The 14,700-nt window shown below is 61.3% G+C and carries 15 protein-coding genes; 4 read left to right on the plus strand and 11 right to left on the minus strand.

Annotated features, from left to right (window positions below; all coding sequences use genetic code 11):
* Positions 1–31: 31 nt before the first annotated feature.
* The 11 genes from JQF37_RS15805 to JQF37_RS15855 all read right to left on the minus strand — a co-directional run bounded on the left by JQF37_RS15805 (position 32) and on the right by JQF37_RS15855 (position 9,872).
* Entirely contained in the window at positions 32–1,411 is a 1,380-nt protein-coding gene (locus tag JQF37_RS15805; RefSeq protein WP_130206376.1) for a PepSY domain-containing protein, read from the minus strand.
* Positions 1,412–1,519: 108 nt separating this feature from the next.
* The gene (locus tag JQF37_RS15810) at positions 1,520–3,637 is read right to left on the minus strand and encodes a TonB-dependent copper receptor (protein WP_130206378.1); all 2,118 of its coding nucleotides are present in this window, start codon (positions 3,635–3,637) and stop codon (positions 1,520–1,522) included.
* A gap of 108 nt (positions 3,638–3,745) precedes the next feature.
* Positions 3,746–4,192, minus strand: a complete 447-nt coding sequence (locus JQF37_RS15815) for a DUF2946 domain-containing protein (RefSeq protein ID WP_130206380.1) — start codon at positions 4,190–4,192, stop codon at positions 3,746–3,748.
* A 21-nt stretch (positions 4,193–4,213) separates the two neighbouring features.
* Complete coding sequence (locus JQF37_RS15820) at positions 4,214–4,693, minus strand: copper chaperone PCu(A)C (RefSeq protein WP_130206382.1); 480 nt, start codon at positions 4,691–4,693, stop codon at positions 4,214–4,216.
* Positions 4,694–4,741: 48 nt separating this feature from the next.
* Entirely contained in the window at positions 4,742–5,140 is a 399-nt protein-coding gene (locus JQF37_RS15825) for a DUF2946 domain-containing protein (RefSeq protein WP_130206384.1), read from the minus strand.
* Positions 5,141–5,239: 99 nt separating this feature from the next.
* A complete protein-coding gene (locus JQF37_RS15830) occupies positions 5,240–5,530 on the minus strand; it encodes an addiction module antidote protein (RefSeq protein WP_130206386.1) in 291 nt (96 codons plus the stop codon).
* A 3-nt stretch (positions 5,531–5,533) separates the two neighbouring features.
* Positions 5,534–5,836, minus strand: coding sequence for a type II toxin-antitoxin system RelE/ParE family toxin (locus tag JQF37_RS15835; protein ID WP_130206388.1), 303 nt, complete (start codon positions 5,834–5,836; stop codon positions 5,534–5,536).
* A 195-nt stretch (positions 5,837–6,031) separates the two neighbouring features.
* Positions 6,032–6,760 carry a cobalt-precorrin-6A reductase gene (locus JQF37_RS15840; protein ID WP_130206390.1) on the minus strand — a complete coding sequence of 243 codons (729 nt, stop codon included), beginning with the start codon at positions 6,758–6,760 and terminating at the stop codon, positions 6,032–6,034.
* On the minus strand, positions 6,757–7,854 hold the full coding sequence (locus JQF37_RS15845) for a cobalt-precorrin-5B (C(1))-methyltransferase (RefSeq protein WP_130206392.1): 1,098 nt from the start codon (positions 7,852–7,854) through the stop codon (positions 6,757–6,759). The genes JQF37_RS15840 and JQF37_RS15845 overlap by 4 nt, the downstream gene beginning before the upstream one ends.
* Positions 7,847–9,058 carry a precorrin-6y C5,15-methyltransferase (decarboxylating) subunit CbiE gene (gene cbiE / locus JQF37_RS15850; RefSeq protein ID WP_130206394.1) on the minus strand — a complete coding sequence of 404 codons (1,212 nt, stop codon included), beginning with the start codon at positions 9,056–9,058 and terminating at the stop codon, positions 7,847–7,849. The genes JQF37_RS15845 and cbiE overlap by 8 nt, the downstream gene beginning before the upstream one ends.
* 163 nt (positions 9,059–9,221) lie before the next feature.
* Positions 9,222–9,872 (minus strand): hypothetical protein, encoded by a 651-nt coding sequence (locus tag JQF37_RS15855; protein ID WP_130206396.1) that lies wholly within the window; start codon positions 9,870–9,872, stop codon positions 9,222–9,224.
* A 286-nt stretch (positions 9,873–10,158) separates the two neighbouring features.
* Here JQF37_RS15855 and cobG point away from each other — a divergent pair, with 286 nt between their 5' ends.
* From cobG to cobJ, 4 genes are read left to right on the plus strand one after another with little or no spacing between them, the layout of a single operon-like run.
* Positions 10,159–11,481 (plus strand): precorrin-3B synthase, encoded by a 1,323-nt coding sequence (cobG, locus tag JQF37_RS15860; protein ID WP_130206398.1) that lies wholly within the window; start codon positions 10,159–10,161, stop codon positions 11,479–11,481.
* Entirely contained in the window at positions 11,474–12,100 is a 627-nt protein-coding gene (locus JQF37_RS15865; protein ID WP_047536952.1) for a precorrin-8X methylmutase, read from the plus strand. Before cobG ends, JQF37_RS15865 begins: the two co-directional genes overlap by 8 nt.
* Positions 12,100–12,831 (plus strand): precorrin-2 C(20)-methyltransferase, encoded by a 732-nt coding sequence (locus JQF37_RS15870; RefSeq protein WP_189340373.1) that lies wholly within the window; start codon positions 12,100–12,102, stop codon positions 12,829–12,831. Before JQF37_RS15865 ends, JQF37_RS15870 begins: the two co-directional genes overlap by 1 nt.
* A complete protein-coding gene (cobJ, locus tag JQF37_RS15875; protein ID WP_130206402.1) occupies positions 12,831–14,540 on the plus strand; it encodes a precorrin-3B C(17)-methyltransferase in 1,710 nt (569 codons plus the stop codon). The genes JQF37_RS15870 and cobJ overlap by 1 nt, the downstream gene beginning before the upstream one ends.
* Positions 14,541–14,700: the final 160 nt, after the last annotated feature.

The raw sequence follows: 14,700 nt of genomic DNA on the forward strand, positions 1-14,700 counted from the left end.
AGTGCTGACAATCCCGCGCATCTCGCCTGTCTCAAGATGAAGATGAGGCCGACTCAGTTTGCCGGTTCAAGCGCGAAAACAGCACACGATCGAGCACCCAGATCACCACCAGCGAGGCACCCACCAACGGAAACACCACGGCCAACGCGAACATGATGACCATCGCGGTTTTCCATTTCGGCAGGTCGTGACGCAGCGGCGGAACGCCGAACTTGCCTTGTGGGCGACGCTTCCACCAGATCACCACGCCACTGACGGCGCTGAGCAGGATCATCAGACAGATCAGCAGCACAATGATCTGATTGAACACCCCGAACATCTTGCCTTCGTGCAGCATCACGCCGATTTCCGTGGCGCGGGCAACGGTGCCGTATTGTTCAAAACGCACGTCGGCGAGGACCTTGCCGGTGTACTGATCGACATGCAGGGTGGCGTCATTGCGCGGGTCATCGGCGAACACGGCGATGGTGAACACCCCCGTGGCGGTGGTCGGCAAGGTGATGCTGTAACCCGGCTCGACCTTGCGTTGCACGGCGATGTCCTGCACGTCTTGCAGGCTGATGGCCGGTGCCGCGGGGCCGGCTTGCGCACCGCCGTGGGCCATGTGCTCGGCATGGTCGCCAGACATCGGCATCGGCGTATTTTCCATGGCCCACGGCACGGTCTGGCGCGCGGCGCTGTTGAGGCTGCGGGCCTCGACGTCGGACTTGGGGACGTCATCCCACATCGCGGCGGGGAACACGTTCCAGACTTCGGCGTATTGCTTGCCCCAGAACCCTGTCCAGGTCAAGCCGCTGAGCAGCATCACCAGGAGCAGCGAGGCGCCCCAGAACCCGGTCACAGCGTGCAGATCGCGCCAAAGCACTCGTCCGCGACTGTTCAGGCGTGGCCACAGAATCCCCGCCGCCTGGCCGCGCGGCCACCACAGGAATACCCCGGAAACCACCAGCACCACGCCCCAACCGGCCGCCAGTTCGATGAGTCGATCACCCACGGTGCCGATCATCAGTTCGCCATGAATCGCACGGGCGATGGCTTGCAGGTTCTTCTTGGCATCTTGCTCGCCGAGGATGTCGCCGTGGTACGGGTCGACGAATACATTCAGTTCGTTGCCGCCCTTGAGCACGACGAACTGGGCACTGCGTTCGGCGTCGACCGGTGGCAGGTACTGCTTGATCGTTCCTTGTGGATACGCGTCTTTCACGCGCTTGAGCAGGTCGTCGGCCGGGACGGTGTGATGGCCGGCGGGAACGTTGAGCAGGCTGCTGTACATCAGTGAATCGAGTTGCGGCTTGAACAGGTAAATGGTGCCAGTCAGGGCCAGCATCACCATGAAGGGGGCCACGAACAGGCCGGCATAGAAGTGCCAGCGCCAGGCCAGGTTGTAGAAATTCACGTTGGGCTGTTTCATCTTGTGTGCTCCGCTTGGCTTGGATCTTTTTTGTTGTCGGGTACGGTTGCTGCGCAACCGATCGCGAGCAAGCTCGCTCCCACAAGGGGAGCGGGTTGCCCTTGAGGGTTAGAAGCTCATATCCACCTTGGTCCAGAACGTGCGCCCGGGCTCCTTGATGGCTTGCGGGTCATTGGCCGGGTAACCGAAACCGGCGTTGCCCGCCAGGTTCAGGTGTTCGGCGTAGGCCTTGCCGAACAGGTTGTCGACGCCAGTACTGACCTTCCAGTTCTGGTTGATCCGGTAGGCGCCGTTGAGCGAGAACACGCCGAACCCCGGGGTCTTGTCGAAGTCCTTGCCGACGACATTGCCTTTGTTCTGGTCGATGCGGTTTTGCGCGGCGACCACTCGCCACAGCGCGCCGGCGCTCCAATTGTCTTCGCTGTAAGTCAGGCCGAAACGTGCGTCCAGCGGCGGCATTTGCGGCAACGCACTGCCATCGCTGCTGTTCTTGCCCCAGGCGTAGGCCAGGGTCGCGTCGGCTTTCCAGCGGTCGGTGAGCTTGTAGGCCGCGCCCAATTCACCGCCCATGATTCGCGCGTCGATGTTCTCGGCTTGCGAGGTGGTGCCCATCATTCCCGGCGTGTAGTCGAACAGAATGTAATCACGCACCTGACCGACATAAGCCGAGGCCCAGGCTTCGAGCGCTTCGGTCTTGTATTGCAGGCCGACGTCGAGTTGGGTGGTTTTCTCCGGTTTGATCGAATCGAAGGCGTTCACCGAACCGGCAGGACCGGAGTTCGGCGAAAACAGCTCCCAGTAATCCGGGAAACGCTGGGTGTGCCCGAGGCCTGCGTACAGCGTGGTCGGGCTGTCAGCCAGATCGTGTTCATAACGAACGAAGCCGCTGGGCAGGGTGTCGGCGCGGGTGTCGTCGGCGGTCGGATTGGGCCGGGTCATCATGCCGGAGCCGGTGGTTTGCCGGTAATCCTTGGCCGAAGCACGGTCCAGGCGCGCGCCGCTGATCAAACGGTCACGCTCGGCGGCATACCAGGTCAGCTCGCCGAACACCCCGTAGTTATGGAAGTCGGCGTCCTTGGTGTAGGGCAGGTTCTGGTAGGTGTCGACACCCATGGCGCTGCGTTGGCGGTGTTCGTTGGTCTGCGCATCGATGCCACTGATCAGCTGCACATCGGCCCAGTGCCAGGTGGCCTTGATGCGGGCGCCGAGGGTGCGGCGGTCGACGTTGGAGGCCATGGGGCCGGCCATCATGCCGGTGCCGGACGGCGTGCGCAGGGTGTAGTTGTCCATCACGTGGTCGGCGTAGTTGTAGTAGACCTGCGCCTCGAGCTTGTCCAGGACGTCACTGATGTTGGACTTCTCGAAGCGCAGGCCGAGGCTTTCGCGCTTGAACTGCGAACCGTCCATGCTGCGCCCGGCGTAACGGGCCTCGCCGTCGCCCTTGCCTGCGGTCAGTTCCAGCAAGGTATCGGCGTCCGGGGTCCAGCCGACAGCGACGTCGCCGTTCCATTTGTCGTAGCGCGACGCGACGGTGTCGTTGTTGCCGTCTCGATAATCATCGGAGTGCGCGGTGTTGCCGATGACGCGCACATACCCCAGCGGCCCGCCGGCAGCGGCGTCCACCAGCTTGTCGAACCGGCCGTGGGAGCCGACCAGCACGCTGGCATTCACCCGGGTGCCGAGTTCGCCGAAACGTTCCGGTTCACGGTCGAACAGGATGGTGCCGGCCGATGCGCCAGGCCCCCAGAGCACGGTTTGCGGGCCTTTGATGACGGTCAGCTTGTCGTAGGTTTGCGGTGAAATGTACGAGGTGGGCGCATCCATCCGGCCGGGGCAGGCGCCGAGCATCATGCCGCCATCGGTGAGGATGTTCAGCCGTGAGCCGAACATGCCGCGCAGGACCGGGTCGCCGTTGGTGCCGCCATTGCGCACCATGGCGAATCCTGGGATGGTTTTCAGGTAGTCGGCACCGTCGCTGGCCGGCACCGGTTGGCGCGGCTCCTTGGGGTCGGTGACGATGGTCAGCGGCGAACTCGGCGCAACGGCGGTGATGACCGTCGGGCTCAGTTCTTCAACATGATTGGCGTGTTCATCGGCCAGCGCCACCGGCGCCAGAAGGGCACCGCAAAGGATGGCGGTGGCGTGCCTGAAACGAATGCTGGCTTCGTTCAGGGCAAAAGAGGCTTGGGCAGGGCTCAAGCGTGAGTCAGCAGAAAACCTGGACATGACAATTTCCATCGAACAGTCGTAAACGACACGGCCGACAACCTGCGCAATCCCTGTGGGACCGAGCTGTGGTTGTCTTGCGGACCGTGTGAAATCAGTGGTGGGTGTTTACGCGAGGACGGGCGGGGCGCGGGTGCGAGCACCGGGGAAGAAGGTTTGCCGGGCATGGCCCAGGCGTGGGGAGAGTGCGATGAAAGTATTGACCGGCGGAGTGTCGAATGCGGTGAATGACACGCCACCGGTGAGCGCCGGGCAGTTGAACAGCAGGCTGCAATAGCCGCATTTTTCCCAGAGGACATGATGCCCGGCTTGTGGCGGGCAGTGCTCGGCGGCGGGTTGCGCACCGTGGTCGGCGTGCTCCATTGCCGACATGTCCATGCTCATGTCCATCGACATGTTCATGGACATGGCCGCACGCGAATCCATCGGCATCGACTGAGATATCAGCGGACCGATGAAAATCATCAGCATGGCGAACAGGCTGATCCAGCTGCCGCGTGTCAGGCTCAATGGCTGACGACGTGACCTGGATGACCTGGCGCTAAGCGAGCGCATGGGCGTTTTCAGCTCAGGCGATTACGGGGTATGCGCGTGTGCTGGCATGCCGTCCGGCGCCTGCTTCTGCACCGCGACGTCGACCTTCACGTCACCGGCCTTCTCGAAGTGCAGGGTCATCGGGAACCGTTTGCCGTCAGTGAGCAGGCTGCGGTCTTTCAGGTTCAGGAGCATCACGTGATAGGCCATCGGTGCAAAAGTGACCTCGCCGCCAGCGGGGATCTCCACGCTCGGTACGTGCTGCATTTTCATCATGTCGTTTTGCATGACGTGCTCATGCAACTGGGCTTCGCCGGCAATGGGGGTATCGGCGCTGAGCAGGCGGTCGGCGGTTTTGCCTTGGTTGTGAATCACGAAGTACGCCGCAACGGTCGGCGCATTGGGCGGCAACTCTTGCGACCAGGGGTGGGCGATCTCCAGTTCGCCAACCTTGTATTCGTGGGCATTGGCAAAACAGGCAGGCAGCAGCAACGCGGCCAGAACGAGGAATTTGTTCAACATGGCAGTTCTCCGGAACGATTCAAAACGCAGTTCAATTGCGAGAAGGAATCACACCAGAGGGGACGCGCGGGGATTGAGACTTGGCCATTGCTGGCGCGGAGTCGGGGTGTTGAGGGACGACGGAGGCAAGCTGCGATTGGATTCGAAACTGGCGAAATACAGCTGCGGTTCATGCCCTGGCAGCGCCACCAGCGGCGCGGAACCGGAGCAACACCAGCAATGCTGCATATTGGAGTGTTCGTCGTTTTGCGGTGCCTTCTGCTCAATCTTGCCCAGAGAAATCGCCACCATTTTGGTGCCGCTGGATGAACAGAAACTGCCCCACAACACTTGTTCGGCAGGCGCTTTGGCCGTCTGCGCCATCGCTCCGGACATCGGCATGGCGAGCATGTTGAACAGCACTGCGAAGCAGGCTATCCAGGCAATTGCGAGCCGTTGTCGGGACATGGAAAAAATCCGTTTGGGTGGGCGATCAGGCGCGGGCTATTTAGCCTGATCAAGGCCGATAAGTAAAAAGGCTGCGTGCGGTTTGGTGTCGCAGTGCGATCAGATCGCAATGGCATGCAAACGCATACCCAACGCTTTCATGACCTTCATGATAGTCGCGAATTCTGGATTGCCAGTGCTGCTCAACGCCTTGTATAGGCTCTCACGACCTAACCCCGCGTCACGGGCAACTTGTGTCATGCCTTGCGCGCGGGCTATGTCGTTGAGCGCCGCGCGGATCAGAACACCGTCACCTGCATCTTCTTCAAAGCAGGCATCCAGATAGGCAGCCATTTCTTCCGGAGACTTGAGAAATTCCGCTGCATCGAAACGGGTGAATTGTTCGGTCATGATTTACTCCTCATTACCGATGTTTTGCGCCATTTGAATGGCACGTTTGATATCTCGTTTTTGAGTCGATTTATCACCGCCTACCAGTAGTAAATAAACCACTTGGTCCCTACGGGCGAAGTAGATCCTGTAACCGGGACCCTGGTGTACGCGCATTTCATAAACTGCCGCGCCTATTGGCATGCAATCACCAAAGTTTCCATGCTGAGCCGCCCGGAGTCTTGCAATGATGCGAGCCTTGCCGATGGTGTCTTTCAATGAGTCGAGCCAATCGGCAAACGCTCGGGATCGTTCAAAGTCGATCATGTCGGGGATCGTATTCCTTGGGATACAAGTTGGCAAGCAGCGCTTTTCTGAGGATGAATCCAGGTTTCCTCTTGAATGGCTAATCTGTTGACTTGATCGATTTAGCGGAATCCGAATATAGGGGGGAAGCCGTTTAGATTAACAGCCAGCTTCTTCTTGGAGTTTTGCCGGCAAATTCGCGGATTTTTGCAGGTCTTAAGAATGGTCTGACAGCGACAAGGCTTCAAGTAATTGCCTGACCGAATCAAACTCCCGCTCAACCCCCGGCAACGCCGGCCGCTTCAACACCAGCACCGGCACCCCGCGCTCCCGCGCCACTTCCAGCTTCGGTTCGGTGGCGGCGCTGCCGCTGTTTTTGCTGATCAGCACGTCGATCTGCCGGCGTTCGAACAGCACACGCTCATCCTCGATCAGGAACGGCCCGCGTGCACCGATCACTTCGCAGCGCTCGTTGCCGGGGTAAACGTCCAGTGCGCGCAGGGTCCAGAATTGATCCGGCGGGATTTCATCCAGGTGCTGCAGGGGCTCGCGCCCGAGGGTAAACAGCGGTCGCCGGAAGGGTTTGAGTGCCTGGATCAATTCAGCCCAGTCGCTGACTTCGCGCCAGTCATCCCCGGGCTGTGGTTGCCACGCCGGACGCCGCAGCGCCCAGCAGGCGATGCCACTCAAGCGGGCGGCGGTCGCGGCGTTTTGACTGATTCGGGCGGCGTAGGGATGGGTGGCGTCGAGCAGCAGATCGATTCTTTCATCGCGGATGAACTGCGCCAGGCCTTCGGCACCGCCATAGCCGCCAACACGAACCTGGCAAGTCAGATCCGTCGGCACCCGACCGACACCGGCCAGGCTGTAGATGTGTTGTGGCCCCAGGGTTCGGGCAATCGCCAGGGCCTCGGTGACGCCACCGAGCAACAGCAGGCGTTTCATTGGAAGGCTCCTGCATGGCCGACGATCCCGCCCTGGCGATCGATGGCGAACACTTCGACCTGAACCTGCGCCGGTACCACGCTGCGGGCAAAGTCCAGGGCGTGCCGGCACACTGCATCGCCGAGGGCGATCCCGGCAGCGCTGGCCATGGCTAACGCTTGCTGACTGGTGTTGGCTTCGCGGATGCCTTGCTGCAACGCCGCGTCGGCGCCAACCGCTGCCGCCCATTCGGCCAGTTGTGGCAGGTCGATGCTCGAATGCCGACTGTGCAAGTCCATGTGCCCGGCCGCCAGCTTGCTGATCTTGCCGAAGCCGCCACAAAGACTGAGTTTTTCCACCGGCACTTTGCGCAGGTGCTTGAGCACGGCGCCGACGAAGTCACCCATTTCGATCAGGGCAATTTCCGGCAGGTTGTAGACCCGACGCATGGTGTCTTCGCTGGCATTGCCGGTGCACGCGGCGATGTGCAGGTAACCGTTGGTCCTGGCGACATCGATACCCTGGTGAATCGACGCAATGTACGCCGCGCAGGAAAATGGCCGGACGATGCCGCTGGTGCCAAGAATCGACAGACCGCCGAGAATTCCCAGGCGCGGGTTCATGGTTTTCAGCGCCAGTTCCTCGCCACCCTCGACGTTCACCGTGACCTCGAAACCGCCGCCGTAGCCGAATTCATCGGCCAGTCGGGTCAGGTGATCGGTGATCATTTTGCGCGGCACCGGGTTGATCGCCGGTTCGCCGACGCCCAGCACCAGCCCTGGCCGGGTGACGGTGCCGACACCGCGACCGGCCTTGAAGCTGACACCCGGCTCGCCGACAAGTCGGACCCGGGAAAAGAGCAAGGCGCCGTGGGTCACGTCAGGATCATCGCCCGCGTCCTTGAGGGTGCCCGCCTCGGCGCCGTCCTCGGTCGTGCGGCAAAACTCCAGGCGCATCTGCACCTGTTTGCCTTTGGGCAAGATGATCTCCACGGCATCCGAGCTCACCCCGCTGAGCAGCAGGCGAGCCGCCGCAAGGCTGGTTGCTGTCGCGCAACTGCCCGTGGTCAGGCCACTGCGCAGGGGGGCGGGTTGTTCGGCGGTTTCGTCACGCATCGATAGGCTTCGTTACATCCAGCAAGGTAATCGGCAACGCCTGGCGCCAGGTATCGAAGTCGCCCAGCGGTTGCGCCTGAGCGATATGAATCCGCGTCAGGTCTCCACCGTGCCGGTCGCGCCAGGCCATCAGGGTCATTTCACTTTGCAGCGTGACCGCATTGGCGATCAGCCGGCCGCCGGGTTTGAGGGCCGCCCAGCAGGTGTCGAGGACACCTTCGCGCGTCACGCCGCCTCCGATGAAAATCGCGTCAGGCCGCTCCAGTCCGGTCAAGGCTTGCGGGGCACTGCCGCGAATCAGTTGCAGGCCGGGCACGCCCAGGGCATCGCGGTTGTGTTCGATCAACTGCTGCCGCCCGGCATCGGCCTCGATGGCCAATGCCCGGCAACTTGGATGGGCGCGCATCCACTCGATGCCGATCGAACCGCTGCCGGCGCCGACGTCCCACAAGAGTTCACCGGGAACCGGGGCCAGGCGTGCGAGCGTGACCGCGCGTACATCACGCTTGGTCAGTTGGCCGTCATGCTTGAACGCCGAGTCCGGCAAACCGGCCAATCGAGACAGGCGCGGCGTATGGGGTTCGGCGATGCAGTCGATGGCGATCAGGTTCAAGTCGGCAATCGCGGGATCGGTCCAATCGCTGGCAATGCCGTCGATCCGCCGTTCTGCGGCACCGCCCAAGTGCTCCAGCACGGTGAGGCGACTCGGGCCGAATCCGCGATCACGCAGCAGCGCGGCGATGGCGGCGGGGCTGCCCCCATCGTTGCTCAAGACCAACAAGCGCACGCCGCTGAACAATTGCGCATTGAGGGCGGCGACGGGGCGGGCCACCACCGATAACGTCACGACCTCCTGCAAGGGCCAGCCCATTCGGGCGGCGGCGAGCGAGCAGGAGGAGGGCGCTGGCAGAATTTGCAGGTCGTCGCTGGCCAGTTGTCGGCTGAGACTGGCGCCGACCCCGAAAAACATCGGATCGCCACTGGCGAGCACGCAGACGGGCTCACCTTGCAGGGCCAGCACGGGGGCGATGGAAAACGGGCTCGGCCAGCTCTGGCGCTCGCCCCGAATGCACGCCGGCAACAGGTCCAGGTGCCGCTGACCGCCGAAGATCCGTGAGGCATGCAACAGGGCGTGCCGGGCGTTCTTGCCCAGGCCTTTGAAACCGTCTTCACCGATGCCTACTACCGTCAGCCAGGGGGCCATGCCGTTCCTCTTCTGTAAACCGAAGCCAAATCACTCTGCGCAACCTGCGTCGACTCACGCAGGTTGCGCATCATAACGCGGCGGCGAATGCATTCGCCTGTGGCAGCGTGCGAAATCGTTGTTGACGGTGATAGAGCTGTTAATGGGGGCGGTGGATTTAATTTTATTGATGACGCTTTCTCAGATCGAATCTCTTCATTCTGATTTCGAGGCGCTTTTTCTCGATCATTGATCTTTTGCTTTCAAGTATTCTTTTATCCAGTTTAAGGCTGGCTCGATGCTGGATGATTTTTGCGGGCTGTTCTTCCCAGCTCCAGAATATAAAACTGTTCTTTTTGGCGTTGGCTACCAATTCCAGATTGAACACTGCAACTTCAAGAAAGCCTTTTGAGTCATACCGCACAGGGATAACCTGAAAGCGCTTGCCATTAAGACTCTCCTTATCCAGTGAGGCGATCGCCGGATTGTCCGGCTTCAACGCGTCGAGGGTATCGATCATGGCGTTCCCTTGTCGGGAGTCGGGCATGCTCTGTGCGCTCTGAACCAGAAAATCCGCGATGCTCGTCGAGATGTCGTATCGCGTGCGAGTGAAGATGGCGTCCTGAAAGACAGACCAGCCAAAAAAATTCAGCGTCACTACATACTCATGTAGCCATTTTTCCGAATCTGTAAAGCGGCTGCTGACCAGGTCCGCGGAATGGGTGGCTATTTGTGTGCAATAGGTAAAGTCATCGTAATCCGCTGGTGAGAGTTCACTGATGCATGAAATAAGATTGGGGCCGGTTAATGTTCCGGAGGGTTTTTCCATAACCATACACTGCTCCTTGTATGTGGTGTTTGTGTTGTGATGCATGTTTTTAATGGTTGATGAAACTACAAAGAATCATCGGTAGTTGAAATGATGGCGGGTTATAAATTTGATTCTTGCTGTTAAGCGTTTTCGTGGCGTTATTGCCTGATTGAATTGCCCCTGTGCAATACAGGCTCGAACAGCGCAAAGCGGCCCCGGGATCGCTTTTCGTCGTCAATCTGCGCGGGCTTTTCATCCGGCCAGACAAAGCAGGCATAATGCTGCCCTTCATTTCGTACCGGTCATTCCTGTGAATCCACATCAGAAACCCACCCTTTTGCGCCCTTCGGCCTGTCCCGGGTTGTTGCGGGTCGTCCAGGCATTGGACGGTGGTATCTGCCGGATCAAACTCAGCGGTGGCTCGATCAAGGCCCGGCAGGCGATCACCGTGGCAGAGGGCGCCGAACGATATGCCACCGGGGTGATCGAGGCGACCAACCGTGCCAACCTGCAGATTCGCGGGATTGGCAGCGAAACGGCGGCGTTGATCGACAGCTTGCTCGCCGCTGGATTGGGGCCGAGGCATGCCGAGGGCGATGATGTCCGCAATCTGATGCTCAGCCCGGCTGCCGGGATAGACCCTCAGATGTTGTTCGACACCCGCGCACTGGCGGAACAGGTGCTGGACACGCTGCAAACTCATGCGCGCTTCCACGATCTGAGCGCCAAGTTTGCCGTGCAAATCGATGGCGGCGAAGCGCTGGCGATGCTGGAACACCCGCATGATCTGTGGCTGAGCGCGACAGAGCAGGATGGCACCCATTGGCTCGTCTTCGGCCTGGCCGGCACCCCCATGGAGGCTGCGCTCGGTGCGGTGAGGCTGGACGATGGTCACGCATTGGTGGTGGCGGTGCTGGAGTTGTTTCTTGAACTCGCACGACCGGATCAGACGCGAATGCGCCACTTGTTGGCCGAATACCCGGTCGCCACGTTCCTCGCCCGGCTGCAGGCGCAGTTGCCAATCAACCCCGTTGTTGGCTGGCAACGCCGCGTGAGCCCGGACTTTCTGCACATTGGCGCGCACCCACAGGCACAGGCGAGCCTGGTGTACATCGGCGCCGTGCCGCCGCTGGGCCGACTGACCCCGGATATGCTCCGAGGCGCGTCGCAACTGGCGCAAGCGTTCGGCGATTCGAGCCTGCGTTTCACCCCTTGGCAGAGTTTGCTGTTGCCCAATATCCATGAGGAAAACGCCGCTGAAGTCATCCGGCGCCTGGAGTCATTGGGCTTGCTATGCGGAAACGCTCAGCCATTGTCCCGGTTGATCGCCTGTACCGGATCCAGCGGCTGCGGCAAAGGCCTGGCCGACACCAAGGCGGACGCGTTGCAACTGGCTGCTTTGCTGCAACGCCATGGGCATGCATTGAAGGTGCACTTGAGCGGTTGCTCACGATCCTGTGCTGCCGCGCATATTGCTCCGGTCACTTTGCTGGCCGTTTCTCCCGGTCATTACGACCTCTATTTTCGCGATGCAGCGCAGCCGGGATTCGGCGCCCTGCACGCACGCAACCTTACTATCGACGCGGTCGGCGCCTTGCTCGACGCCCGCTCACGGAGCCCCCTAGATGCTTGATTACATCCGCGACGGTCAGGAGATCTATCGCAATTCCTTCGCGATCATTCGCGCCGAGGCCAACCTCGCGCGAATCCCGGCCGATCTGGAAAAACTCGCGGTGAGGGTGATTCACGCCTGCGGGATGGTCGATGCCATCGACGGTTTGCAGTTTTCCGAAGGCGCGGGCAAGGCCGGACGCGATGCGCTGGCGGCCGGTGCGCCGATCCTGTGTGATGCGCGGATGGTCTCCGAAGGCGTGACCCGCGCGCGCTTGCCGGCGAACAACCCGGTGATTTGCACCCTGCGCGATGAAAGCGTGCCTGAGCTGGCCCGTGAGTTGGGCAACACCCGCTCCGCCGCCGCGCTGGAGTTGTGGCGCCCGCATCTGGAAGGCAGCGTGGTGGTGATCGGTAATGCGCCGACCGCGCTGTTCTATCTGCTGGAAATGCTCGACGCCGGGGCACCGAAACCGGCGCTGATCCTTGGCTTCCCGGTGGGCTTCGTCGGGGCCGCCGAATCGAAGGCAGCGCTTGCCGCCGACAGCCGTGGCGTGCCCTTCGTCATCATGCAAGGCCGGCTGGGCGGTAGCGCCATGGCCGCGGCCGCCGTCAATGCCCTCGCCACGGAGATCGAATGATGCAGCAACCAGGACGTTTGATCGGCCTCGGCGTCGGCCCGGGTGATCCTGAACTGATTACCGTCAAAGCCCTGCGCCTGTTGCGTGAATCGCCGGTGGTGGCGTACTTCGTCGCCAAGGGAAAAAAGGGCAACGCCTTCGGCATCATCGAGGCCCATTTGCAGGATGCACAAACCCTGCTGCCGCTGGTTTACCCGGTGACCACCGAGGCACTGCCCGCGCCGCTGTCGTATGAGCAAGTGATCAGCGATTTCTACGATACCGCTGGCGAACAACTGGCCGCGCACCTGGATGCCGGTCGGGACGTGGCGGTGATCTGCGAAGGTGATCCGTTCTTCTACGGCTCTTACATGTACCTGCACGATCGCCTGGCCGACCGCTATGACGCCGAAGTCGTGCCGGGCGTGTGCTCGATGCTCGGCGGTGCTTCGGTACTCGGGGCGCCGCTGGTGTATCGCAATCAGAGCCTGTCGGTGTTGTCCGGTGTATTGCCGCACGATGAGCTCAAGCGTCGCCTGGCCGATGCAGACGCGGCGGTGATCATGAAGCTGGGGCGCAACTTCCCCAAGGTCCGCCAGGTTCTGGAAGAGCTCGGGCTGGCCGAGCGCGCGCTGTATGTCGAGCGCGCGACCATGGCCAATCAGAAAATCGTGCCGCTGGATGAGGTCGAGCCGATGTCTTCGCCGTATTTCTCGCTGATCATCGTTCCCGGCGAAAGGTGGCAAGGCTGATGCCCCGTCCAGTTCCGGCGATTGTCATACTCGGCAATGGCAGCCTTGCGACCGCGCGCAAGATTCAACAACTCTACCCGGATGCGCTGATCTACGGTCTGGCCGAACGGGTTGAGGGTGCGGACTGTCTCTATCGTGAGTTCGGTGCGACGTTGCGCGATCTATATCGGCAAGACACGCCGATCATTGCATTGTGCGCGGCCGGGATCGTGATTCGCACACTGGCGCCGCTGCTACTGGAAAAGGGCAGCGAGCCGCCGGTGCTGGCCGTGGCCGAAGACGGCAGCGCAGTGGTGCCGCTGCTCGGCGGCCTGGGGGGGGTGAACGTGTTGGCGCGAGAGATCGCCGCTCATCTCGAGGTGGCGCCTGCGATCACCACCAGTGGCGAACTGCGTTTTGGCACTTGCCTGCTCAATCCACCCAGCGGTTATGCCTTGGGCGACCTGGAGCTGGGCAAGCGTTTCGTCTCCGATTTGCTGGCCGGTGAAACGGTGCGCATCGAAGGTTCGGCGCCCTGGCTGGCGCAGGCGCAGTTGCCTGAGGATGAGCAGGCGCGGTTGACCGTTCATGTCGGCCATGCCGAGCGAGCGGTTGCGGCCAATGAGCTGCTGATCTATCCGCGTTGCGTGGTGGTCGCGGTAAGACCCGGCGTTGCGGATTTGCCGAAGGTGATTGGTGATGTTTTGCATCAGGCCAATATTGCCCGGCAATCGCTGGCCTGCCTGTTGGCTGCCGACACGGAAATGGCTGACCCGGCTCTGCGTGAAGCCGCACTCGAATTGGGCGTACCCCTGCGTTTTTCCAGCGCGGTTGGAACGCTCGGCGAGCTGGCCCGCGATGCCATCGGGCAGGCTGTTTCCATCGCTGGCGATGAAACCGTCAGCGTAGCGGTCGCCGAACAGCCAGTGGACCCGCTGCAGATCGGCCGACCTCGCGGGCGCCTGGCAGTGATCGGTCTGGGGCCCGGTGCGGCCGAGCTGATGGTCCCGGCGGTGAAGGCCGAACTGGCTCGCGCCAATGATGTGTTGGGTTACGAAACCTACGTACGCATGGCCGGGCCATTCCGGGCTGATCAAGTGCTGCATTGCACCGACAACCGTGAAGAAATGCAGCGTGCGCGCCATGCTTTTGAACTGGCGGCCCAAGGGCGGTCTGTGGTGGTGGTGTCGTCTGGCGATCCGGGTGTCTTTGCCATGGCTGCCGCCGTGCTGGAAGCGCTCGACGAGTCCACGGACGTCCATTGGCACAACGTCGATCTCGAGATCCTGCCGGGCGTTTCCGCGTCGCTGGCAACTGCCGCACAAGCAGGCGCACCGCTGGGTCATGACTTCTGCGTGTTGTCGCTGTCGGACAACCTCAAGCCCTGGTCGATCATCGAAAAGCGCCTGGATCTGTCGGCCCAGGCGGACCTGGCCCTGGCGTTCTACAACCCGATCTCGCGCTCGCGCCCGTGGCAGCTGGGGCAGGCGCTGGACATCGTCGCCAGGCATCGCACAGCTGAAACGCCAGTCGTGCTGGGGCGTGATATCGGTCGCCCGGGTCAGACCTTGCGGGTGACGACACTCGGGCAATTGACTGCCGATCAGGTGGACATGCGAACGATGGTGCTCATTGGCTCGTCGACGACTCGTGTGATTCCTCGCCCGGACGGTAGTACCTGGGTGTACACGCCACGTAGCTACGGCGATAAGCTCAATCCCGCCCGATAGTAACTGCTTCATTTTTTGTATCGAATAACCCCGGATCGCCCGAACTATTGTTCGGTGGCGGTCCGGTTGGTTTCGTGCACTTTTTGTTGTGGTCGTAATTGTGTGCATGATTGTTTTGTGCACGCTACATAAGTTGTATTTAGTTGTGGTTGTTGGTTGA

Origin of the sequence: Pseudomonas sp. MIL9, assembly GCF_016887925.1 — a bacterium.
Classification (GTDB): domain Bacteria; phylum Pseudomonadota; class Gammaproteobacteria; order Pseudomonadales; family Pseudomonadaceae; genus Aquipseudomonas; species Aquipseudomonas mohnii.